The sequence below is a fragment of the Clostridia bacterium genome (assembly GCA_024653205.1).
In the GTDB taxonomy this organism is placed as follows: Bacteria; Bacillota; DSM-521; order Neomoorellales; family SLTJ01; genus JANLFO01.
On record JANLFO010000002.1, the window covers coordinates 158,919 to 183,247 of the forward strand.

Genomic DNA, 24,329 nt, shown 5'->3' on the forward strand with positions numbered 1-24,329 from the left:
GGGCGTAAGATGCGCTGGGGCGATCTCGCCACCCTGAAATATGGCAAGAGGCTTCGAGGCTACGAGAATGTTGAGGCCCATTACCGAGTCTATGGTACCGACGGGCCAATAGGTTGGCACCATGAGCCGCTGTGTAATCATCCGACCGTAATTGTCGGCCGTAAGGGAGCTTACCGTGGCATTCACTATTCACCTGAGCCCTGCTTCGTGATTGATACAGCTTTCTACCTTGAGCCTCGTGTAGAGTTTGATATGCGTTGGGCTTATTATGAATTGTTGAACCGCGACATCAATAGCATGGATAGTGGTTCGGCAATCCCTTCTACCAGCAGAGAAGCTTTCTACCAACTACCTGTCGCGGTCCCAAGTATCGAAGAGCAACGCGCCATCGCCCACATACTTGGCACGTTGGACGACAAGATCGAGCTTAACCGGCGCATGAACGAAACGCTAGAGGCAATAGCGCGCGCCATCTTCAAGTCGTGGTTCTTAGACTTTGACCCGGTAATTGACAATGCGCTCAAGGTAGGTAATACAATCCCGAGCGAACTGGAGGAGAAAGCCGCCCGCCGGCGCGAAGTTCTCGCCCGCACCCGAGCCGAGGGCCACCCCGCCGGGTTACCGGAGCCCCTGGCAAAGCTGTTCCCCGATGAGTTCGAGGAGAGAGAGTTGGGGTGGATACCAAAGGGGTGGAGGGTTGGTACACTCCGAGAGGTTGTCAACCTTGTAAAGGACGGAGTAAACCCGCTGGATACGCCGGATGCAGAGTTCTTGCATTTCAGCATTCCTGCGTTCGACGAAGGCGTAATGCCAAAGCGAGAACGCGGTGAAGCAATTAAGAGTTTCAAGTTCCGGGTACCCGCCGGAGCTGTTCTACTATCCAAGCTAAATCCCGAGATTAAGCGCGTTTGGCTGGTGGATATAAGCGATAATGACCGCGCTATCTGTTCAACTGAGTTTCTTGTTCTTCTTGCACAACCGCCGTTTACCAAGTCTTTTGTCTACTGCTTGGTTCAGTCGTCTAACTTCCGACGTGAGCTTGAAGGTTTAGTAACTGGTACATCTAAGAGTCATCAACGCGCACAGCCCGAAGCCGTACTTAGTATAGCTACGGTCCTACCAGAGCGTCCGTTGCTCGCAGCATTCGAAAGAATAGTGGCACCCATGCTGGAGACAACCCTGATAAAGAAGCGCGAATCCTATACCCTCGCCGCCCTGCGTGATACGCTACTACCCAAGCTTATCTCCGGTGAACTGCGGGTATCGTCGCGGATTATTAGGGACTTTGAGGTGCTTCCGAAGCAGGTATGATTTTCCGGCGATTGAAACCTTGTCTCTCAGGTGCTTCCAGGTTTGAGGGGGAGGGGGAAATCGAGGAGGATTACGTGAGTTAGGCCGCGAGCAGTTGCCGAGTTTTGTTTCGGAAGCACCGGGACTTTGAGAAGGAGGGTACGATTACATGTTGACCAGTCTCCAATGCAAGAACTTTCGTTGTCTCGAGGATGTTGACGTCCCGCTTGGGCCACTGACCGCTATTGTTGGGCCAAACGGTTCTGGAAAGACTGCAATTCTCCGGGCCATAGATATGGTGTTTGGCGAGGTCTGGCCGTCCATGCGGAGTTTTCGGATTCCCCAGGATTTCTACGCATTCGACACATCACGGGGAATAGAGATAATCGTCTGGTTCGACCCTCCATATGTTCACGAGGATGACTTCGATAACAGGCACCAGGTTAACGCTGTCCGATTATCCTGCAAGCCGTACCAGAGATCTGGTAAGTGGGGGACCGCAGGAGACTTGCACGTCGACCTTGAGCCTCTAAACGCTGAAGGGGACGTGCCCCTTATTCCCGTAACGCCCCGACGCAAGGGTGTAAAGCCTCAATTTCGCCCCTTACCAGTTGGGACTGCACTTCGTGAACAGAACCGTGTCCTGTTTGTTGATCATAGACGTAGCGTTCTCCAGCACTTGCCGACTGTTAGGGGGTCCATCCTGGCCAAGCTCTTAGAGCCAGCGCGTCGTGAGTTCACAGCAGAAGCTGACTTTCGGAAAGCCTATGAAACTGCGATGGAGTGCCTTAGAACCGAACAGGTTCGTGAGTTAGAGAAGCGCATTCAAGATACCGCTAAGCGCATGCTAGGGTTTCTTGGCAGGGGCGTTGCCAAGTCAATCGAAATCGGGTTTGGGTTCGCAGATCCTTCAAATCCTTTCAATTCGCTGAGACTTCAATACAGGGAGGGCGACCTTGAGGTTCCAGCTGAAGAACTTGGGCTTGGAATTCAAAGTGCAATTGTAGTGGGGCTGTTCGATGCTTTTCGCCAGCTTGGTGGTGAATTTCAGACAATCGTTATAGAAGAACCGGAAATGTACTTACATCCACAGGCACAACGTTATTTCTACCGATTGCTCAGAGAGATGGTCGAAGCTTCACAATGCCAAGTGATCTACTCGACACACTCGCCTATTTTTGCGGACGTTAACTTATATGAGACACTTCGTCTTGTCCGTAAGGATCCTGGCCAGTCATCGAGCGTTACGTATGTCTCAGTGGAAAACTATGAACGTTTGGCTAAGGAAAGGGAACGCCAAAAACTGGCAGGACAGTTCAACCCAGCAAGAAATGAGGTTTTCTTCGCCAAGAAGGCACTACTTGTTGAAGGGCCTGCTGATCGTAGCGCAGTCCTAATAGTAGCTGAGCGGATGAATCTAGACATCGATGCCGAGGGTATTACTGTTATAGACTGTGGCGGCAAGAATGGTATTCCACTAGTTGCTAGTGTTTGTACCGATTTGGGAATACCCTTCTTGGTCCTACATGACGAGGACATTTGGCCGGAAGATAAGGGTCAAGATCCGGCTAGGCAAGCCAAGGAGAACGAGGTCGCTCAAGCAGAGAATGCGCGGATACTAGAAGCAGCTGGTGGACAGGACCGAGTATTGCTAATCAAACCATCATTGGAGGCGGCCCTAAATATTGGAAGAAATGCTAAGGATAAGCCTCAGAAGGTAGTAGAGAGAGTTCGTAGTATGAACTTGGATGAAATTCCGAAGGAACTAGTTGCCGTGGTCAATATGCTATTTGAGAGCAATACATGTGAAAGTACGGAAGTGATTTCTCCTGGTGAAGTCCAGACTCGAGTAGCCAATGGTGGGTGGGGATTAAGGTGAACGGCGGTGGTTCCACCTTCTCCGAATTCGTTGTTGAGCAAGCCTCCCTTGCCTGGCTTGAAAACCTGAGGTACGCGGTTAGCTTCGGCCCCTCCATCGCCCCGGGCGAACCCCAAGCGGAACGCGACGACTATGCCCAGGTGGTGCTGGAGGAACGCTTGCGCCGGGCGCTGGAAAGCCTCAACCCGGACGCCCCCGCGGAGGCGCTGGACGAGGCGTTCCGTAAGCTGACCCGCGCCGACGCCCCGAGCCTGACTGCTCGCAACCGCCTCATTCACCGCATGATCGTCGACGGCGTCACCTCTGAGTACCGCCGGCCGGACGGCAGCATCAGTGCCGTCCAGGTGCGCGTAATCGACTTCGACAATCCCGATAACAACGACTGGCTGGCCGTCAACCAGTTTGCGGTCTCGGAGAGCAAGCACACCCGCCGCCCGGACATCGTAGTGTTCGTCAATGGTCTGCCGCTTGCCGTCATCGAACTGAAGAACCCCGCCGATGAGGAGGCGACGATCTGGACGGCCTTCCAGCAGATCCAAACCTACAAGAACGAGATCCCTTCGCTCTTCGCCTACAACGCAGCCCTGGTCGTTTCGGACGGCGTCGAGGCCCGCATCGGCACCATCACGGCCGACTGGGAACGGTTTATGCCCTGGCGCACCATTGAGGGCGACACGGTGGCGCCGGATACCCTGCCTCAACTGGAGGTGCTGCTGCGCGGGGTCTTCGAGAAGCGCCGCTTCCTCGACCTTTTGCGTTACTTCATCGTCTTTGAGGACCTGCCGGGCGGGGCCATAGCAAAGAAAATGGCCGGCTACCACCAGTTCCACGCGGTTAACGTCGCCGTACAGGAAACGTTCCGGGCATTGCGCCGTCCAAAGGCCGAACAAGAGTTTCGCGAGCAGGCCGGGCGCTACGAGGCTGGCTACCAGCCCGGCGGCAACCCTGGAGACGGGCGCATAGGCGTTATCTGGCACACCCAGGGTTCGGGCAAAAGCCTGACGATGGTCTTCTACGCGGGGCGCCTCATCCTTCACCCGGCGATGGAGAATCCGACCATTGTGGTGATTACCGACCGCAACGACCTGGACGATCAGCTTTTCGGTACTTTCGCCCGTTGCCAGGAAATCCTGCGCCAGGCACCCGTGCAGGCCGAAAGCCGCGCCGACCTGCGGGCCAAACTCCAGGTGGATTCGGGCGGGGTAATATTCACCACCATCCAGAAGTTCCTGCCCGAAGAGGAAGGGGACCGCTACCCGCTCCTCTCCGAACGTCACAACATCGTGGTCATCGCCGACGAGGCCCACCGCAGCCAGTATGACTTCGTTGACGGTTTTGCCCGCCACATGCGCGACGCCCTGCCGAACGCGTCTTTTATCGCCTTTACCGGCACGCCTATCGAGCTCACCGACCGCAACACGCGGGCCGTGTTTGGCGATTACATCAGCATCTACGACATCCAGCAGGCGGTGAGAGACGGGGCTACCGTACCAATCTACTATGAGAGCCGCCTGGCAAAGATCGAGCTTGACGCGGCCGAACGCCCGCGGATCGACCCGGAATTCGAGGAGGTCACCGAGGGTGAGGAGGTAGAGCGCAAGGAGCGGCTAAAGCGCAAGTGGGCGCAGCTTGAGGCGCTGGTCGGTACCGAGAAGCGCTTGCGTCTCGTTGCCCGGGACCTAGTGGAACACTTCGAGCGGCGCCTTGAAGCAATGGACGGCAAGGCCATGGTAGTGTGCATGAGCCGCCGCATCTGCGTGGACCTTTATAACCAGATTGTGGCGCTGCGCCCGGAATGGCACCGCGAGGATGACCACAAGGGCGTCATCAAGGTGGTAATGACCGGCAGGGCTTCCGACCCCGCCGAGTGGCAGCAGCATATCCGCAACAAACCCCGCCGCGAGGCGCTTGCCCAGCGATTCCGCGACCCCAAAGACCCCTTCAAGATCGTCATCGTGCGCGATATGTGGCTGACCGGCTTCGATGCGCCATGCCTGCACACCATGTACGTGGACAAACCGATGCGCGGCCACGGCCTGCTGCAAGCCATCGCGCGCGTCAACCGCGTTTTCCGCGACAAGCCCGGCGGCCTGGTGGTGGACTACATCGGGCTGGCCAATGAACTCCGCGAGGCGCTTACGACCTATACCGCCAGCGGCGGCACCGGGCGAACGGCCATTGACCAGTCTGAGGCGGTAGCGGTCATGCTCGAGAAATACGAAGTCTGCCTGGGCCTCTTCCACGGGTTCGACTGGTCAAGGTGGGTAACCGGGACGCCGGAAGAGCGCCTGACGCTACTGCCGGCCGCCCAGGAACACATCCTGGCCCAGGAGAAAGGCAAGGAAAGGTTGCTCGAGGCCGTCACCGAGCTTTCCAGAGCCTTTGCCCTGGCCGTGCCGCACAAGGAGGCGCTGCGCATCCGCGACGACGTGGGCTTCTTCCAGGCGGTGCGCTCCGTGCTGGCTAAAGGCGCCCCGGGCGAGCGCAGGCCCGAAGAGGAACTCGACCACGCCATCAGGCAAATCGTCTCTCGTGCCATTGCCCCGGAAGGGGTGGTTGACATCTTTGCCGCCGCAGGTCTGAAGAAGCCGGATATTTCCATCCTCTCGGATGAATTCCTCTCCGAAGTGCGCGCCATGCCGCAGAAGAACCTGGCCGTCGAATTGCTGCGCAAGCTCATTTCCGGTGAGATCAGGGCGCGGAGTCGCAAGAACCTGGTACAGGCGCGCTCCTTTGCGGCGATGCTTGAGCGGGCCATCCGTGGTTACCAGAATCGCGTTATAGAAGCAGCGCAGGTAATCGAAGAGCTCATTGCCTTGGCCAGAGAAATGCGCCGCGCAAACGAACGTGGCGAACAACTAGGCCTCACCGACGAGGAGTTGGCCTTCTACGATGCTCTGGTAACCAACGGTAACGCCGCCAGGGTCCTCGGTGACGAAACCCTGTGTACCCTTGCTCGCGAACTTACCGTTGCCGTGCGCAACAATGTAAGCATCGACTGGACCACGCGCGAGAACGTCCGCGCCGGCCTGCGTGTTATTGTCAAGCGCATTTTGCGCAAGTACGGCTACCCACCTGATAAACAGGACAAAGCCACGGAAACCGTGCTGGAGCAGGCCGAAGCTCTCTCCGAGGCCTGGGCACGGGACTAGTTCTCCCCACCAAAGCGGGTTCTTGCCCTTAGCAGCAGGATTCCGATGAGTTTCCGCAGAAAGGGACCGGCGGAGGGGCTGGATCTGTCTGTTTACGGATAATGTCCCTCGAGCGCCCGCCAGGTCGTGGTATACTTATGTGCAGAGCGTTTGAAGAAGGTCTCTGAGAAGGGTGAAGCCTCTTGAGTTCCCGGGTTCTGCGGGTAGCAAAGCGCGTTCTGGTAGGACTGGTGATCCTGGCGGTCGTGCTGTCGCTTGTGGTGGCTGCGGGCCGCTACCGCTCGGAGCAGGCAAATCGTACGGTGCAGGTGGCGCTGGACTTCGGACAGGTAAGCCTTTTGAGCCGCGCCTTGGGGGTTCCCCGGGCGGAGTTGCTGGCAAGCCTGCGGGAGGCCGGGGCAGGGGCGATCCTGGTAAAGGAGCCCTTAGTATCGGAACTGGACGGGGAACTACTGTGGGGGATTTACCCCGTCTGGCTCCGGCTGGGCCGGGAGTTGGCGGCCGCGCCCTACCTGGAGCCCGAAGCAGCAGCCCAACTGCGGCCGGATTACTCCTACCTGGTCTTTGACGCTCCCCGCGTGGCCGAGGAAGTGGCCGCGCAGCTGGGGCGCAGGCTTCCCGGCGGCTCGGTACGCCTCTTGCCGGCAGGGGAGTTTTCTCTGGTGGAGCTTTCATGGACCAAGTCGGACCTCTCCGCGCTCAAGGTGGGCATAGGTCTCGCCGGTTTCCCCTGGGAGGAAGTAGAACGGGCCGGCGTAAAGGTGATACCGCAGCTGCGGCCCTGGCCGGCGGCGGATGCGGCCTCCGTCCGCGCCACCCTGGAAGAACTGTACCCACATAGGGATGATCTTTCTGCCCTTGCCTTCGACGGAGACCGGGTTCCCGGTTACCCGCGCTTTGTGTCCGACCTGGGCCGGGGGGTCCAGGAGCTGGACGTGCCGGTGGCCATTATCGAGTTCACCCAGCAGCAGGGACTGGCCTCCCTGGTGAAGCTCACCGGAAAACGGGCCGTCCGCCTGCACAGCATCCGGGCCGAGGAGGCCGAGACCCTTTCGCCGGCGCAGGCCGTGGCCCGGTTCGGCCTGGCCGCAGGAGAGCGTAACGTGCGCATCCTGGTGGTGCGCTTTGCCTTGGCGGCAGAGGGGGGTATGGCATCCTCCGACGCCGCGGCCTCGGCAAGAAGGTATCTGGAGTTTCTCAAAGAGGGCCTGGCGGCGCAGGGCCTTGCCCCGGGCGATCCGCGTCCCTTTACCCCCTTCCCGCTGCCGGGGGCGCTCTTCGGCCTCATCGGCCTGGGAGCCTGGGCGGCGGCGGTACTGCTCCTGCGCGAGCTGGGTCTTAGAGGCCGGATGCTGATCGGCCTCTCTGCTCTCGGCCTTGCCGGCTACCTGCTGCTCCTCCGCGCCGACTCTGTCCTCGCGCGGCAGGCGGCGGCGGCCGTGGCCGCCATCTCCTTCCCGACCCTGGGCGTCCTGCTCTGGCGCCGCGAGGAACCGTGCTCGGTCCCGCAGGCGCTCGGCCGTTTCGCCGTAACGGCTGCGCTTTCCCTGGTCGGTGCCGCCCTGGTGGTGGGGCTGCTGGGCGAGGTGGGGTTCATGCTCGCCGTGGACCAGTTCCTGGGGACCAAGGTGGCCCACCTCGCGCCCCCGGTACTCGTGGCGGCGGCGCTCTGGGGGCCGGGGAGCCGGGAAGAACTCCGGCGGCGCCTGGCCTCGCCGGTCAGCTGGCTGGCCCTAGTGGCGCTGGTGGTGCTGGCGCTGGCGGGATACGTTTACCTGATGCGCACCGGAAACGAGGGCACGGCCTTCGTTTCCTCCTGGGAGAGAGCCTTGCGCCAGTACCTGGACCAACTGTTGCTGGTGCGGCCGCGCACCAAGGAATTCCTTCTGGGGCATCCCCTGCTGCTTCTCAGCTATCGACTGGGTCGGCCGCGGCGGTACTGGCTGCTGTGGGCGGCCGGGAGCATCGGGCAGGCCTCGGTGGTCAACACCTTCGCCCACGTGCACACGCCCCTCGCGGTGAGCCTTCTGCGCACGGCGCACGGGCTCTGGCTGGGGGCCATAGCAGGGTTGATCCTGATCTGCCTCCTCGAAGGCTACAGGAGGCACCGGGCCCGCAGGGGAGGAACCGAGGGCGGTATTTGTACCCCGGAAAAGCCATAGGAATGATCTGGGGAGGGCGCGAAGCGTGGGAAACGGTTTGCGGGTGGCGGTACTGCTGGGAGGACGCTCCTCCGAGCGCGAGGTCTCCCTGCGCAGCGGGGAGGCGGTCTACCGGGCCCTGCTGCAGAAGGGCTACACGGCCTGGAAGATAGACGCCGGGGGAGACTTCATAAGGGAGTTGCTGCAAGACCGGCCGGACGTGGTCTTCATCGCCCTTCACGGCCGCTTCGGCGAAGACGGAACCGTGCAGGGGCTGCTCGAGCTCTTGGACCTTCCCTACACCGGTTCCGGGGTGCTGGCCAGCGCCCTGGCCATGGACAAGATCATGACCAAGCGCGTGCTGCTGCAGGCCGGCCTGCCTACGGCCGCCTTCCGGGTAGTTCGCGCGGATGAACTGGAGCCGGGACGGGTAGCGGAACTGGCGGCCGAACTGCTGGTACAATTCAGGGGTCGCCTGGTGGTGAAGGTACCCGAGGGGGGCTCGAGCATCGGGGTGTACTGGGCGGGCACGGTTGAAGAAACCGCGACGGCCCTGCTCCACGGCCTGGCCGAGGGCCCCGAGGTGCTGGTGGAGAAACACCTGCCGGGGGTGGAACTCACCGCACCGGTGCTCGGCAACCGGCAGCCGCGCGTGCTGCCTCTAATCGAGATCCTGCCGGCCAAGGGGTGCTACGACTACGAGGCCAAGTACACGCCGGGCGGGAGCCGGCACATCATCCCCCCCCGGGTGGAGCCCGCGCTGCAGAGGGAGGTAGAGGAACTGGCCCTGGCCGCCTACCGGCTCCTGGGCTGCGCCGGGTGCGCCCGCATAGATTTCAAGCTCGATGAAACCGGCCGGCCCATGATCCTGGAGGTTAACACCGTGCCCGGGTTTACGGAGACCAGCCTGGTGCCGGACTCCGCCCGGGCGGCGGGAATTGAATTTCCCGATCTGGTGGCCGAGTTGGTGGAGCTGGCCCTGGAAAGAAGAGCGCAAAGATAATCAAGGCGGGGCCGGGAAAACTAGGTTTGGAGGCGGCCCCGGCTCCGGAGGCCGCCTTAGACCGGGAGGAGTTGCCTTGCAAGGAGCGGAGCGCTTGTCGGAAAGGCTGGGGGCCATAGACGGGCGGGCCTACAAGGCCTACCAGAGTCTGGCCGGGGCCTACGCCTTTCCGGATTTCGAGCTTTTCATCGACCACGTTCAGGGCGACCCCTTTGCCGGCCCTTCCCGGGTGCGGGTGAGGCTGGGCAGGGACAAGCACCGGCTGCCACCCCACCTGCTGGACGGCCGGGAGCGGAGGGTTGCCACTGCGGATTTCCTGGCCCGGCAGGTCGCCGCGGCAATCAGGAAGCTGGCCAAAGGGCACCGGGGTACGGGACACAGCGGGCTCATAGCCATAGACGAGGGCGGGCAGGAGGTCCTGGAACGGACGGCGGTGGCCATAGACGAGGAATGGCTTGAGGCGAGGCTTTTCCTGGGTCTTCCTGCGGCCGGGCGCACGGTTCTGGCCCGCGAGGCCAGGGCCATGTTTTTCGAGGAGCTTCCGGCTATAGTGCGGGGCTCGCTCCTGTATTCTGCCCTCGACGGCCAGGCCCTGGCCGAACACGTGGCGCTCTACGAGGACCAGGAGTACATCCGCCGCGAGTTGCCCCACCTGGGCCTGGTGGCCTTCGTGGGCGAGGGGGCTGTTCTCCCCCGGCGGTCGGGTATCAGCGATGCCCCCATGCCGCGGGAGAAGGCGGTGCCCTTCGCGCCCCCGCCCGGCCTGACGGTGGAGTTCCAAACGCCCAACCACGGCCGGGTGCGGGGCATGGGAATCCCGGCGGGAGTCACCCTGATCGTGGGTGGCGGCTACCACGGCAAGTCTACCCTGCTCCGCGCCCTGGAAAGGGGCGTCTATAACCACATTCCCGGCGACGGCCGCGAGTGGGTCGTTACCGTGGCCGAGGCGGTAAAGATCCGCGCCGAGGACGGCCGGCGGGTGGAGAAGGTGGACATCAGCCCCTTCATCCGCAACCTCCCCTTCGGGCAGGACACCCGGCGCTTCAGCACCGAAGAAGCCAGCGGCAGCACCTCGCAGGCGGCCAACATCATGGAGGCTCTGGAACTGGGGGCGAAACTCCTGCTCATCGACGAGGACACCAGCGCCACCAACTTCATGATCCGGGACGAGCGCATGCAGCGGCTGGTGGTCAAAGAGAAGGAGCCGATCACTCCTTTCCTGGACAAGGTGCGCCAGCTATACCGGGAACGGGGCGTTTCCAGCATCCTGGTCGTCGGGGGCTCCGGAGACTACCTGGACGTGGCCGATACCGTAATCATGATGGACGAATACCGGCCTCGGGACGTCACCGCACGGGCAAGAGAAGTCGTGCGGGAATATCCGACCCGACGACAGCCCGAAGGCGGGGCCGGCTTCGGCTCGGTGCCGGCGCGAATCCCTCTGCCGGAAGGCTTCCATCCCCTGCGCCACGGAAAGGTAAAGGTAGAGGCCAAGGGTCTGCACAGCATCCGTTTCGGAGAGGAGACCGTGCTCCTCCAGTACGTGGAGCAACTGGTGGACCCCGCCCAGACGCGGGCCATCGCCGCCGCCATGCTTTATCTCGCGCAGAAATACGCCGGCCGGCTCACCCTGGCCCAGGCCGTGGCCCGGGTAATGGCGGACGTGGACCGGTACGGCCTGGAGGTGCTCTCCTCTCGCCGGAACGGCCCTCCGGGTGACCTGGCCCGGCCCCGGCCCTTCGAACTGGCCGCAGCCGTGAACCGGCTCCGCTCGCTGCGGGTGGCGGTCGCGGACGGGGAGGGGAGAAGGAAGGAGGCGGCCGGTGGCGAATAGTTAGGGGTGGCCGGCGGACGCCGGGAGGCGCAGGGGCGAGGTCGGAGCGCGGCCGACAGGCCTAACGCCAGAGGGCCAGTTGCTCCCTTAGGGCGGGGATTTCCTCCTCGGTGAACACCGGCACGCCCCGGCGCAGCAGGGCGGCGGTGGTAACGCCCGGCCCGGGGCGGAGAATGCCGCGGAAGGTGCCGTCGTAGACGCAGGTCTTGCCGCAGGAAGGGCTGCGCTCCTTCATTATCGCCGCGCCGGGTCTGAAGATGCGGACCATCCGCAGAGTGCGGTCGGCCGCAGTGAGAAAGGCGCCGGTCAGATCCTGGCCGGCGGCGTTGACCACCCGGGCGCAGCCGTCCAGCACCTGGTGCCCGTCGCCCCCGGCTATTTCGGCCGGAGGCCTCGGCACGGGCAGACGGGCGAGCAGCTCGGGGCATAGGGGAAGACAGCGCAAACCTGCAGTTTCCGCCAGGGCCCGCACTTCCGGGGAGGGGCGGGCGCGACCGTCGTAGCGGCAGGGGTAGCCCAGCAGGCAGGCGCTGACGATCAGTGTAGTCACGATTTTGCCCTCGCTTGGTTCTTGACTGTGGAAAAGTGGAAAAGCTTGTGCACAAGGGCGGGGCAGCATCCAATTATTGACCAAAGGTGACCGGATATGACGTTATTTTCCAGTCAGCGAAGACCACGCCCCGTGCGTGCCGGACTGATCACCATGCTTATTATAGCCATAGGTTGGGCGGCGGGGGAAGCGGCAGTTCTTCCCTATTGGCCGCAAGGAGAACGGGTGCTGGGAACCGTGGGCTGGGTGGTAGCGGTCTTTGCCGGCTGCTCGGTGGCGCAGGCGAAGGCACGCGGGATCCGCTTTTCCTACCCGGCCGAGCGGGTAGCCCTGGCGGCAATGGGCCTGGCGGCGGCGGGAGAACTGGCCGCAGCCGGGATAGGGTGGGGTTCAGGCCCGGATTGGGCAGACTCGTTGTTGCGGGCGGGTCTCGCTGTCCTGGCGATGGCGGCTGCGGTGAGAGTGGCGGGAATGGCGGTAAAGGCGAGGAGGACGAGCAGGTATGAAGCTTACGCCCAACGCACTTACTATATTGGAGAAGCGCTACTTAAGGAGAGAGAATAACCGGCTGGTGGAAACGCCCGAGGAGATGTTCCGGAGGGTAGCCCGGGCGGTGGCGGCCGCCGAGCGCATATTCCGGCCGGACATTGGCGAAGCAGAACTGGCCGCGATCGAAGACAAGTTCTACACGCTGATGACCGAACTCGACTTCCTGCCCAACAGCCCCACCCTCATGAACGCCGGTAGGGAACTGGGGCAGCTTTCCGCCTGCTTTGTCCTCCCGGTAGGGGATAGCATGGAAGAGATTTTTACCGCGCTCAAGGACGCCGCCCTCATACATAAGTCCGGCGGCGGCACGGGCTTCAGCTTCTCCCGGCTGCGCCCCAAGAACAGCCCGGTGCGCAGCACCGGCGGGGTGGCATCGGGCCCGGTTTCCTTCATGAAGGTCTTCAACGCCGCCACCGAGGCCATAAAGCAGGGGGGCACGCGCCGCGGTGCCAACATGGGCATGCTGCGGGTGGACCACCCGGACGTTCTGGAGTTCATTCGAAGCAAGCGGGATAACCGGGAACTGACCAACTTTAACATCTCGGTTGCCCTCACCGGGGAATTCATGCAGGCGCTGGAAAACGACGACTACTACGAGCTCAAGTTCAACGGGCGGGTATACGACCGGCTGAAAGCCCGTGAGGTGTTCGACCTCATCGTTGAGCATGCCTGGGCCAACGGCGAGCCGGGCATAGTGTTCCTGGACCGGCTGAACGAGGGCAACCCCACCCCCGAACTGGGCGAGATCGAGGCCACCAACCCCTGCGTGACCGGGGATACGTGGGTAACCACCAGTGAAGGCCCCCGCCAGGTGTGCGAGCTGGTGGGCCGTCCCTTTGAGGCGGTGGTTAATGGGGCAGCTTACCGCTCGGGCAGGGAAGGCTTTTTCCGCACGGCGGTAAAACCGGTCGTGAGGCTACGTACCCGGGAAGGTTATAGCCTGCGCCTGACCTCAGACCACCGGCTCTTGCGCGTAGTTGACCGCACCCGCTACCGTATCAGTTACGAGTGGGTACCGGTCAAGGAGCTGAAGCCCGGCGACCAGATACTCCTGCATAACCACCGGTCCCTGGCGGGCTGGCCCGGCGAACTTACCGAGGGCGAAGGGTACCTACTCGGCCTCCTGGTGGGGGACGGGGTACTGAAAGAGGACACCGCCGTTCTTTCGGTTTGGGCAAGAGAACAGGCAGTGCCCGGCTTGACCTCAGAGAGTGGCGCGGGCTCAATTATGGAACTGGCCTTGAGCTATGCTGTGAACCTGCCTCACCGTTCCGGCTTTCGCGGCTGGTTTCCGATTTCCGGGCGCAGTGAATTCCGCCTTAAATCCGCGCCTCTGAAGACGCTGGCCGAGCGCATGGGCCTGCGCCCGGGCAAGAAGACGGTTACCCGGGAAATAGAACGCGCCTCATCCGAGGGTTACCGGGGTTTCTTGCGTGGCCTCTTCGACAGCGACGGCTCGGTGCAGGGAAGTCAGGAAAAAGGCGCTAGTATTCGTCTTGCTCAAAGCAACCTTGAGCTTCTCAAGGCCGTCCAGCGTATGCTCCTTCGCCTGGGGATTGTGAGCACCGTATATGAGGAACGACGTCCGGTCGGCGCAAGACCCATGCCGGATGGCAAGGGAGGCAAGCGCGATTATGACGCAAAGGCCCAGCATGAACTGGTTATCTCAGGGGATAACCTGGCTGCCTTTGCGGCACGCATCGGCTTTGGCGACCGGGAAAAGGCGGAGAAACTCACCCGGCTTCTCGGTGCCTACCGGCGCAAAATGAACCGGGAAAAGTTCCTGGCTACGGTCTTATCCGTGGAGGAGGAGGGAGTAGAGGAAGTATACGATGTCCGAATCCCCGGCGTCAACGCTTTCGACGCCAATGGAATCTATGCCCACAACTGCGGGGAGCAGCCGCTTCTGCCCTACGAGGCCTGCAACCTGGGCTCGGTGAATCTGGCCCAGATGGTGGAAGACGGGCGCATCGTGTGGGATCGACTCAAAGAGGTGGTAGCCTGGTCGGTGCGGTTCCTGGACAACGTCATCGAGGTCAACCGCTACCCTCTCCCGACCATCGAGCAACTGGCCCGGGGCAACCGCAAGATAGGGCTGGGCGTAATGGGATGGGCGGACATGCTCTTCCGTTTGGGCGTGCCCTACGACAGCGAGCAGGCGGTGGAACTTGCCCGCAAGGTAATGGGGTATATACAGGAGGTAGCGGTGACAACCTCACGTCAACTGGCCGAAGAGCGGGGGGACTTTCCCAACCTGGAACGAAGCATCTACCGGGGCCAGAGGAGGCGCAACGCCACCTGCACCACCATCGCACCCACCGGCACCATCAGCATGATCGCCGGCACCACCTCGGGAATAGAGCCGGTATTCTCCCTGGTCTACACCAAGAATGTGCTGGAAGGTGAGCAGCTGCTGGAGATCAATCCGGTATTCGAAGAGTACGTGCGCGGTGCGTTCGAGCCGGCCAAGGCGGAAAGCATCTTCCGAGAGGTGGCGCGGACCGGCTCCTGTCAGCACATCGGGGATATTCCGCCGGACGTGCGCCGGGTATTCGTAACCGCCCTGGAAATAGCGCCGGTATGGCATATCCGCATGCAGGCGGCCTTCCAGGAGTATACGGACAACGCCGTGAGCAAGACGGTTAATTTCCCCTACACCGCCACCCAGAAGGACGTAGAAGAAGTGTTCCTCCTGGCCTACCGGCTGGGCTGCAAGGGCGTAACCGTATACCGCTCGGGCAGCCGCGAAGAGGAAGTGCTGGTGCGGGGCCAGGGCGAAGCCAAACCAGGCGGGAAGAAGACCTATCCTCGCCCCCGGCCCAAGCGCACCCTCGGCGTAACCGAGCAGGTCAAGACCGGATGCGGGAAGATGTACATTACGGTCAACTTCGATCAGGAGGGCATAATCGAGACTTTCATCACCACCGGCTCTACCGGAGGGTGTCAGGGATTCGCCGAAGGGGTGAGCCGGCTGGTTTCCCTGGCCCTGCGGGCCAACATCGCCCCGGAGGCCATTATCGACCAGCTCACCTCGGTCAGTTGCCCCAACTTTCTCCGGCGCCGGGCCAAAGACCCCGGCCTGGTGGGCAAGTCCTGTCCGGACATCATCGGCCGCATTCTGGCCCACGAACTGGCGCGTACCGGGGGGGAGAAGCTGGAACAGGCGCTGCGGGAGGCGCTGGAAGAAACCGTCGTGGCCGCCGAGGACCCGGATAACGGCTGCCGGCCGGCCCCGGTGGACGAACTGGAACTCATTCGTCGCGGCATCTGCCCGGAGTGCGGTGCGCGGTTGCAGTACAGCGAGGGCTGCCTCGTTTGCCGCTGCGGGTTCAGTCGCTGCGAGTAATCCTGGCGGGCGAGGTGAGGGGCGGTTGCGGTTCGGTCCTGCCGGAGCTTCTCCCCTTTTTTACGCTCAGGGAGGCAAGAGCAGTCTTGAGGTTCCGGCCTGGCTGCACCGGCTGGGCCTGGAGGCTTTCGAGTACCAGTGCGGCCGCGGGGTAAACATAAAGGAAGACACCGCCCGGGCTCTGGGCCGGGAGGCAGGACGCTACGGCCTGGCCCTGAGTCTGCACGCTCCCTACTACATCAACCTGGCCGCCGAAGGCCCCGGCAGGGAGAATACCCGCCGGCACCTGCTGCGGGCGGTGGAGGCGGCCGCCTGGATGGGAGCGACCAAGGTGGTGTTCCACCCCGGCGCAGCAGGGACGGACCGCAGGCGCTCTCTGGAACTGGCCCAACGCCTGCTGGAGGAGGTCGTGGCAGAAATAGATCGGCCGGAGTTTGACGGCGTACTCCTGGCCCCCGAGACCACCGGCAAGGCCGGCCAACTGGGCTCCCTGGCGGAGGTTCTGGCCCTCTGCCGGGGGCGGACCCGGGTTGTACCCACCCTGGACTTCGCTCACCTCTATGCCCGGGACGGGGGGCGGCCGGCCAGCGAGGAGGATTTCGCCCGCGTCCTGGAAGCGGTGGCCGAGAGCCTGGGAGCACAGGTCCTGCACGACCTGCACCTGCACTTCAGCCCCATCGAGTTTACCCGGGCGGGTGAGAGGCGACACGGCAATCTCCTGGACCCCGGTCTGGGTCCGGACTTCGTGCCCCTGGCCAGGGCCCTTTGTGCCGCCGGAGCGGACGGCACCTTGATCTGCGAATCTGCCGACCGCCAGGCGGAGGACGCGCTGGCCTACCAGGAAGCGTGGCGCCGAATAGCAGAAGGAGGTAAGGGAAATTGTCCCCGGTGAGGGTTCGTTTTGCTCCCAGTCCCACCGGAAGTCTTCACGTGGGAGGCGCCCGGACGGCGCTTTTTAACTGGCTTTTTGCCCGCCATCACGGCGGAGCCTTTGTATTGCGCATCGATGACACCGATACCGACCGCTCCTCGGAATCGGCCCTGGAGCAGATACTTTCCTCCCTGCGCTGGCTGGGCCTGGATTGGGACGAGGGGCCGGATGTCGGCGGTCCCTACGGCCCCTACCGGCAGACGGAGAGGCTGGCCCTCTACCGGGAGGCGGCCGAGAAACTGCTGGATGAGGGTCGGGCCTACAGGTGCTACTGCACCCCGGAGGAGCTGGCCGCCCAGAGGGAGGAGGCCCGCCGCCAGGGCCGCCCTACCACCTACGACGGCCGCTGCGCCCGCCTGAGCCGGGCGAAGCAGCTCGAGCTGGAGGCGCAGGGTAGGAGGCCGGCAATAAGGCTGAAGGCCGACCGGCGGGAGCCGGTAGTGCTGCACGACCGGGTAAGGGGCGAGGTTGTCTTCCAGCCCGAGGTGCTGGAAGACCTGGTCATCGTTAAGAGCAACGGCTATCCTACCTACAACTTCGCCTGCGTGGTGGACGACCACCAGATGGCGATCACCCACGTCATCCGGGCCGAGGAACACCTTTCCAATACCCCCAAGCAGGTGCTGGTATATGAGGCCCTGGGTTACCCCCTCCCGGAGTTTGCCCACGTGCCCATGATCCTGGCTCCCGACCGCAGCAAGCTGAGCAAGCGGCACGGCGCCACTTCGGTAGAGGAATACCGCGAAGAGGGCTTCCTGCCCGAGGCCCTGGTGAACTACCTGGCGCTGCTGGGCTGGTCGCCGGGCGGGGAGGAGGAGTTTCTGACCTCGCAGGAAATGATCGACCGCTTCTCGCTGGAAAGGGTCTCCAAGAACCCGGCCATATACGATCAGAAAAAGATCGCCTGGATGAACGGCCACTACCTTACCCGCGCCGATCTGGATCGGGTGGCGCGTCTGGCCCTGCCCTTCTTCGTGGAAATGGGACTGGTGGCACCGGGGAACGAGCAAAAGGAATGGGAGCGGGTGCGCGAGGTGGTAGGCCTGGTTCGGGACCGGGTGAAGACCCTCAAGGAGGTGGCCGAGGCCGGCACCTACTTCTTCCGCTCGGACTTTACCTACGAGCCGCAGGGGGTGGCCAAGCACTTTGCGGTCCCGGGGCGGGCAGATCTCCTGACCAGGGTGGGCGAGCGGCTGGCCGAACTGGAGAGGTTCGACGCCGAAAGCGTGGAGCATGCCTGCCGCAGCCTGGCAGACGAACTGGGTGTCAAGGCGGCGGCGATAATTCACTGCCTGCGCCTCGCGCTCACCGGGCGGACGATGGGCCCGGGCCTGTTCGACATCGTGGCCGCACTGGGCAAGGCGGCTACGCTGGAGCGAGTACAGCGGGCCGTGGAATATGTTCGCTCTCTACCACAAAGCGTGAGCTAGTGCAGGGGGGCTTCGAACCGGCTGATCCCCGCCTTTTAGAGGGCAGTGCTGGTCTTACCCGAGTACCTAAAGCGTGCCGGGTACCCAACTGGGTGAGAGCGAGGGCAGGGGCGGGCCGGAGGCTGCGGATGGCCGAAGCGGCAGGGCGCCACGGATGGCGCCTCCGCCGCACTAAAGATTGACGGTTTCGCAGGGGATCTGCTATAATAGGCCTGGCACTGCTGCGGGATGGTGTAGCGGTAGCACGCGTGGCTCTGGACCACGTAGCCTAGGTTCGAATCCTAGTCCCGCAGCCATTTTTCTTTCCGGCACGGCACCGCGGCCGACCGGCGCTGCGCTCGCCTGCTCTGCGCCGACGCAAGCCGCTCTACTCCGCATACGGCAGGGTGAAAAGCAAAAATGCTCATAGGCATTGACGTCGGGGGAACCTACACCGACGGAGCCCTGATTGCCGACGGCCGAATAGCCTACACCGTAAAGGTGCCTACCCGGCCCGACGAGCTTCTCGCGAGTCTTCTCGGCGTTCTGGACGAAGTCCTTTACCACGCCAATCCCTCCAGGATTCGCCGGATAGTCTTCAGTACCACTCTCGTGACCAACCTCCTGGCCCAGGAACAACTGGAGCCGGTAGGATTGTTGCTCTTGCCCGGACCGGGGGTCAATCCGGAACTATACGGTTTCCGCCCGCCCTTGCGCTACCTCCCCGGAGCCATCGACTACCGGGGCCGGGAAATAGTGGGCCTGGACGAGGATGCCGCCCTGAAGGCCCTGCGGGAGTTGGCGGAAGCCGGCATTGCCAAGGTGGCGGTGGTGGGGAAGTTTTCGCCGCGCAACCCGGCGCACGAGCTGGCGGTTGCCCGCCTCGCGGCTCAGCATCTTCCCGAACTGGAGGTAGAGGTGGGCCATAAGGCAGCGGGAAGGCTGAACTTTCCCCGCCGGGCGGCCACCACCCGCCTCACGCTGGCCGTGCGTTCCCGGCACCAATCCTTCCTGGATCAGGTATCCCGGGCCCTGCAGGAACGCAAGCTGGAGGCTCCCGCCTTCCTGCTGAAGGCTGACGGGGGGGCCCTGCCCCTGGAAATGGCCCGGTCCCGGCCGCTGGAGAGCGTGTTTTCCGGCCCGGCGGCCAGTGCCTTGGGCGGGCTGGCCCTGACCGGTCCTGGGGAAGACGCGGTGGTACTGGACATTGGGGGGACAACCACCGACCTGGCGCTCATCCTGGACGGTCACCCCCTGCTGGCGAGCAAGGGCATCAGGATAGAGGATTACTACACCCAGGTGCGCTCCCTGGCCGTGCGTTCCGTTCCCCTGGGAGGGGATTCGGCGGTCCGGATCCGGGAGGGGCGCCTGCAAATAGGGCCGGAACGGTTCGGCCCGGCCTGCTGTTTGGGCGGGCCGGCCCCCACCCTCACGGATGCCATGCGTTGCCTCGGCCTTACTGATCTCGGAGACGGCGGCCGGGCCCGGGCGGCCATGGCCGAACTGGCAAAGTCCACGGGGGTTTCTCCGGAACAGGTGGCCGGGCAGGTACTGGAGGAGGCGGTAACCGGCCTGCAGGCGGCGGTAGAGGAAATGTTTCGGTCCTGGGAGGAGGAGCCCGCCTACCGGATATGGGAGATCGTGCGCGGACGAAAGGGGCGGCCGAATAAGGTGGTGGGACTGGGCGCGGCGGCCCCGGCACTGGTGCCCCAACTGGCACAAGAGATGGGCTGCCGGGCGTTGGTGCCGCAGCATGCCGCCTCGGCCAACGCCATCGGCGCCGCCCTGGCCAGGCCCACGGTTTACATCACCCTCCACGCGGACACCGAGCGCGGCTTTTACAGCGTGGAGGAGACCGGGGTTTACTCGAAGCTGCCTCAAACCGACCGCCTCAGCCTGGAGGACGCGTGCTCGCTGGCCCGGGAGCATCTGGACTCCGAGGCCGCCCGCATGGGAGTGAACGAGGGGGAGCCGGAAGTGCTTTACGCCGAGGGATTTAACCTGGTACGGGGCTGGCACACTACCGGCAGGATATACAGCGTGGTAATGCAGCTTGCACCCGGGCTGGTGCAGGAGCTGGCGGAGGAATAACCATGGGGACCAATATGGGACTGGTTTTCTTCCCGGCCTTCGACTGGGCCATTTCTCCCACCCATCCGGAGAGAGAAGAAAGGCTTCTGTATACCAAGGATCAGCTTTTTGAGGAGGGCGTGCTGGACTTTCCCCAGATCCGGGAGTACAAGGCCGAGCCCGCCTCGCCCAAGGACGTCGCTCGGGCGCACTTTTGCGTTCCGGACGTGTCCGCCCAGGCTACGGAGGCGCACCTGATTGCCGCCGGCGCCACCCTGGTGCTGGCCCGGGCCCTGTGCCAGGGCGAAATCGATCGGGGTTTTGCGCTGGTAAGACCGCCCGGGCATCATGCCATGCGGGTGGCACACGGAAACCGGGGCTTTTGCAACATCAACAACGAAGCCATCATGGTGGAGTACCTGCGTCGCCACTACGGCTTCCGGCGCCTGGCCATCGTGGATACCGACGTGCACCACGGCGACGGCACCCAGGACATCTACTACAACGATCCCGACGTGCTCTACATTTCCTTTCACCAGGACGGCCGCACCCTTTATCCCGGGTCGGGCTTTCCCGAAGAGGTGGGGGGACCGGCCGCCGGCGGTTACACCCTCAACGTGCCGTTACCGCCGGGCACCACCGACGAGGGCATTCACTTCGTGCTGGACGAGTTCATCCTCCCGGTGCTGGAGGAATTCTCGCCGGAACTGGTAATCAACTCGGCCGGCCAGGATAACCACTACACCGACCCCCTGGCCAACATGGCCTTTTCTGCCCAGGGCTACGCCCGCCTGAACGAGAAGCTGAAGCCCCACCTGGCGGTGCTGGAAGGCGGGTATGCCATTGAGACTGCCCTACCTTATGTCAATCTGGGCATAATCCTGGCCATGGCCGGTCTGGACTATTCCTGGGTCCGGGAGCCGGACTATCCGCGAGGCGGGCTGAGCGAGCCGGCCGGCATCCGGCCCTACCTGAAGGAGCTGGTGGAGCGCCTTTGGAGCCTGTGGCGCCGCCGTGGCAGCATTATGGACGGCAGCTTCAGGCGGGAAGGCGACTTCTACCGCCGCAGCCGCTCCATATACTACGATACGGACCAGATACGCGAATACCAGGAGGAGAGGGTGCGGCATTGTTCGGGCTGCCCGGGGTACACGCTGCTTTCTTCCCGGGCCCGGCGGCCCGGCCGGGAAGAGGTGGCGATATACGCGGTGTCCATACCCTGGCAGGCCTGCCCGCGCTGCCAGGACGAGGCACGGGAGGAGTACGATCGTGCCGTTTCCAGCCCGGGCGCGCACCGCTACCTTTACCTGCAGGACAAACCCCGGGATACCTATCTCTGCTTTGATGCCCGGACCGGGGTAGAGACGCCCTGCTGAACGGGGAGGGGGAGTGCACGGGCGGTCGGCAACCACAGTCCGATCAAGAAAGGCGCTGTGGGTTCCGAGGACTATAATCGAACAGGGCTGGAAATCGATCACGCCAACCGCTAAGGGCAAACCCGCCGAAAGACGGGGGCGCAAAGCCGCGGGCCTAAGTCCTCCGGGATATGGCAGCCGGGCTGCCGGGGAAGATAACGGGCATGTTGTGATCTCTCTTGGCAGGCCGCCCTTCACCCGGAGGGCGGCCTTCCCGCGCTTCGGCGTGCGCCCCCTTCTCAGAACATCTTGACCGGAGGGGGTGAGAGATGTAGCTACGGAGTTGGTGTATTCGGACCGGCGGAGATGCGTTCTGCTGTCCAAACCCAGGGAAGGAGGTATAGGTCGCCTAGAGAAAAATCAGGCGACGACAAGAGTGAAAATAATCGGATTGGGAAGCAGTATCAGAACCAAGATCAGTATGGTAGTGGCGTTGATCCTTATAGCCGGGTGCGTGGCGCTATGGTACATGGCCGAGGACCAGGCCGGCAGTGCTCTGGAGGCCGAGGCGAAAGAGGCCATGCTCAAGGTGGCAAAGCAGGTCGCCGAGACCCAGGACAGCCGCGTGCAGGCCCGTATGTACGTCGTGGAATCACTTGCCAACCGCAGCGTGATCCGCGGCCAGTTAGGCGACCGAGAGTCAACGCTTGAGGAGAAACTGCAGGTGCTTCGTGAGGAATTGGAGACGGCAAAGGAGCTGGGGTTCAAGGAATTTACTCTCGTTGACCGCGAAGGCAACGGCCACATATGCAACGGCGGAACCGTCCAGGTAGCGGACAGGGATTATTTCAAGACCGCCATAAGCGGGAAGAGCTGTGTATCCAGCACCATCATCAGCAAGGCCGATGGGTCGGTGATTTTTGCCTACAACGCACCCGTGCGTCACTATCAGACCAACGAAATCATAGGGATATTGAGCGGGATAGTTGACGGGGCTAAGTTCAGCGAACTGGTAGGCAGCGTAACCTACGCCCAGACCGGGTACGCCTTTGCCGTGGACGGCGCGGGCAAGATGATCGCGCACCGCGATGTGGAGAGCGTGACTTCCCAGGCCAACTACCTGGAGCAAGCCAAGTCCGACCCATCCTTGGATTCACTGGCAGGCGTTATTTCGAAGATGATCGCCGGAGAGGAAGGTGCGGGAAGCTACACCTTTGAAGGCGTCGACAAGCTTTGCGCCTACGCTCCCATTGGCACTACGGGCTGGTCGGTGGCGGTAACCGCTCCCAGGGACGAAGTGCTGGCACGGGCAGGTGGACTGAAGCGCTCGATGCTGCTGATCAGCGCGATAGTGATCTTCGCCGCAGTGATGCTGGTCGTTCTTTTCATGCGAAGCATGACCGCCGGCATAACCGCAGCCGCGGCCCACCTGGGGGTCATAGCCGAGGGCGACTTTACCCGAACAGTACCGGAACGGCACCTGCGCCTCCGCGACGAGGTAGGGAAGATGGCCCGCGCGGTGGACGAAATGCAGAACAGGATGAAGGCGCTTCTCTCAGGGATAAAGGAGGATGCCAAGACCCTGGCCCAGAGTTCGGAGACCCTGGGCGCAGCCTCGGAGGAAATAGCCGCCTCCAGCGGCGAGGTCGCCAAAGCCATCCAGCAGGTGGCCGCAGGCGCTTCCGACCAGTCCGGGCACCTGCAGGACATATTGCGACTGGCGGAAGACATGGCTTCCAGCCTGGAGCGGGTACGCGCGGAGCTGGAGAAGGTCAGGGCCAACAGCGAGGAAAGTTCAAAGCTTGCCGACGTGGGCAAGAAGGAACTGGACCTTCTGGTCAACTCCATCCGGGCAGTGCGGGAATCGTTCAACACCGTAACCGAAAGGCTCTCCGCCTTAAGCGGGTCGGTCAACCAGATAGGCGAGATCCTGGAAGTAATCAACGGGATCGCCGACCAGACCAACCTGCTGGCCCTCAACGCGGCCATCGAGGCGGCACGGGCCGGCGAGGCGGGCCGCGGCTTTGCCGTGGTGGCGGACGAGGTGCGGAAACTCGCCGAGCAGTCCCGGGCCTCCTCGGACAAGATCAGGGACCTGCTGACCAGCATCGGCTCGGAAACCTCGGAAGTGGTCAGAACCTCAAACGACACGGGGCAGCAGGTGGCCTCGCAGCTGGAAAAGGCGGAGAAGACCATCAAGGCCTTCGACAACATCCTGCAGGCGGTGGCGGCCATAGTGCCCATGATCGAGGCTACCTACCGCGAGGTGGACGCCACCGTAAAGGCCAAGGACACAGTGCTGGACCGGGTGCAGAGTGTGAGCGCGGTAGCGGAAGAGGCCGCGGCTTCCTCCCAGGAGATCTCCGCATCGGCCGAGGAGCTTTCCGCCTCCACCGAGGAGATCGCCTCCGGCGCTCAGGAGATCATGAGGGTGGCCAGGCGCCTGGAAGAGCAAGCGGAGCGGTTTAAGGTGTAAGGCGCAGCTGCGGCCGATACCCAATCCCAGCAAAACCTGATCGGCTAGGCTTCCGGGGCCTAGCCGATCAGCATTTGCAGACCGTGTCAGCTCATTTTGTGTCGGCAGGCGCCAGGTGTTTTGATAGAATTGGTAGCCCCAGGGGGAGTCGAACCCCCGCTACCGCCGTGAGAGGGCGGCGTCCTGAACCACTAGACCATGGGGCCACCCGATCGAACCGCATTTATTCTAGCACGGCCCCTCGCAGCCGTCAAGCCGGGGTGGCCGCTGAGTTATCCCCACTTTCCCACTGGCGGTACCGGGTGCTCCCCGTTCGTACTGTCACCTCGCCGACCAAACTAGGG

General features: G+C 62.9%; 14 protein-coding genes, 2 tRNA genes and 1 riboswitch. Of the genes, 14 read left to right on the forward strand and 2 right to left on the reverse strand.

The window, feature by feature from the left end; genetic code table 11:
- Positions 1–9 precede the first annotated feature (9 nt).
- The 6 genes from NUV99_01945 to NUV99_01970 all read left to right on the forward strand — a co-directional run bounded on the left by NUV99_01945 (position 10) and on the right by NUV99_01970 (position 11,299).
- Positions 10–1,311, forward strand: coding sequence for a restriction endonuclease subunit S (locus NUV99_01945; protein ID MCR4418894.1), 1,302 nt, complete (start codon positions 10–12; stop codon positions 1,309–1,311).
- Between the two features lie 148 nt (positions 1,312–1,459).
- On the forward strand, positions 1,460–3,169 hold the full coding sequence (locus NUV99_01950; protein MCR4418895.1) for an AAA family ATPase: 1,710 nt from the start codon (positions 1,460–1,462) through the stop codon (positions 3,167–3,169).
- Positions 3,166–6,321: a type I restriction endonuclease subunit R gene (locus NUV99_01955; protein ID MCR4418896.1), complete on the forward strand. Its 3,156-nt coding sequence runs from the start codon at positions 3,166–3,168 to the stop codon at positions 6,319–6,321. Before NUV99_01950 ends, NUV99_01955 begins: the two co-directional genes overlap by 4 nt.
- A 182-nt stretch (positions 6,322–6,503) precedes the next feature.
- Positions 6,504–8,483, forward strand: a complete 1,980-nt coding sequence (locus NUV99_01960; GenBank protein ID MCR4418897.1) for a DUF5693 family protein — start codon at positions 6,504–6,506, stop codon at positions 8,481–8,483.
- Between the two features lie 25 nt (positions 8,484–8,508).
- Positions 8,509–9,465 carry a D-alanine--D-alanine ligase gene (locus tag NUV99_01965; GenBank protein ID MCR4418898.1) on the forward strand — a complete coding sequence of 319 codons (957 nt, stop codon included), beginning with the start codon at positions 8,509–8,511 and terminating at the stop codon, positions 9,463–9,465.
- A 76-nt stretch (positions 9,466–9,541) separates the two neighbouring features.
- The gene (locus NUV99_01970) at positions 9,542–11,299 is read left to right on the forward strand and encodes an ABC-ATPase domain-containing protein (protein MCR4418899.1); all 1,758 of its coding nucleotides are present in this window, start codon (positions 9,542–9,544) and stop codon (positions 11,297–11,299) included.
- A 61-nt stretch (positions 11,300–11,360) separates the two neighbouring features.
- Here NUV99_01970 and NUV99_01975 read toward each other — a convergent pair whose 3' ends face one another.
- Positions 11,361–11,849, reverse strand: coding sequence for a DUF523 domain-containing protein (locus tag NUV99_01975; protein ID MCR4418900.1), 489 nt, complete (start codon positions 11,847–11,849; stop codon positions 11,361–11,363).
- A 132-nt stretch (positions 11,850–11,981) separates the two neighbouring features.
- Between NUV99_01975 and NUV99_01980 the strand changes: the two genes are divergently transcribed.
- The 8 genes from NUV99_01980 to NUV99_02015 all read left to right on the forward strand — a co-directional run bounded on the left by NUV99_01980 (position 11,982) and on the right by NUV99_02015 (position 23,985).
- Entirely contained in the window at positions 11,982–12,413 is a 432-nt protein-coding gene (locus NUV99_01980) for a hypothetical protein (GenBank protein MCR4418901.1), read from the forward strand.
- The gene (locus NUV99_01985; protein MCR4418902.1) at positions 12,352–15,744 is read left to right on the forward strand and encodes a TSCPD domain-containing protein; all 3,393 of its coding nucleotides are present in this window, start codon (positions 12,352–12,354) and stop codon (positions 15,742–15,744) included. The genes NUV99_01980 and NUV99_01985 overlap by 62 nt, the downstream gene beginning before the upstream one ends.
- Positions 15,745–15,769: 25 nt before the next feature.
- The gene (locus NUV99_01990; GenBank protein ID MCR4418903.1) at positions 15,770–16,636 is read left to right on the forward strand and encodes a TIM barrel protein; all 867 of its coding nucleotides are present in this window, start codon (positions 15,770–15,772) and stop codon (positions 16,634–16,636) included.
- Positions 16,624–18,105, forward strand: a complete 1,482-nt coding sequence (gltX, locus tag NUV99_01995; protein ID MCR4418904.1) for a glutamate--tRNA ligase — start codon at positions 16,624–16,626, stop codon at positions 18,103–18,105. The genes NUV99_01990 and gltX overlap by 13 nt, the downstream gene beginning before the upstream one ends.
- 222 nt (positions 18,106–18,327) lie before the next feature.
- Positions 18,328–18,401, forward strand: a tRNA-Gln gene (locus NUV99_02000).
- Positions 18,402–18,504: 103 nt separating this feature from the next.
- A complete protein-coding gene (locus tag NUV99_02005; GenBank protein MCR4418905.1) occupies positions 18,505–20,175 on the forward strand; it encodes a hydantoinase/oxoprolinase family protein in 1,671 nt (556 codons plus the stop codon).
- A gap of 2 nt (positions 20,176–20,177) precedes the next feature.
- Entirely contained in the window at positions 20,178–21,530 is a 1,353-nt protein-coding gene (locus tag NUV99_02010) for a histone deacetylase (GenBank protein MCR4418906.1), read from the forward strand.
- Positions 21,531–21,635: 105 nt separating this feature from the next.
- A riboswitch (cyclic di-GMP riboswitch) is annotated at positions 21,636–21,720 on the forward strand.
- Between the two features lie 225 nt (positions 21,721–21,945).
- Positions 21,946–23,985, forward strand: coding sequence for a methyl-accepting chemotaxis protein (locus NUV99_02015; protein ID MCR4418907.1), 2,040 nt, complete (start codon positions 21,946–21,948; stop codon positions 23,983–23,985).
- A gap of 130 nt (positions 23,986–24,115) precedes the next feature.
- Here NUV99_02015 and NUV99_02020 read toward each other — a convergent pair.
- A tRNA-Glu gene (locus tag NUV99_02020) sits at positions 24,116–24,191 on the reverse strand.
- Between the last annotated feature and the right edge of the window lie 138 nt (positions 24,192–24,329).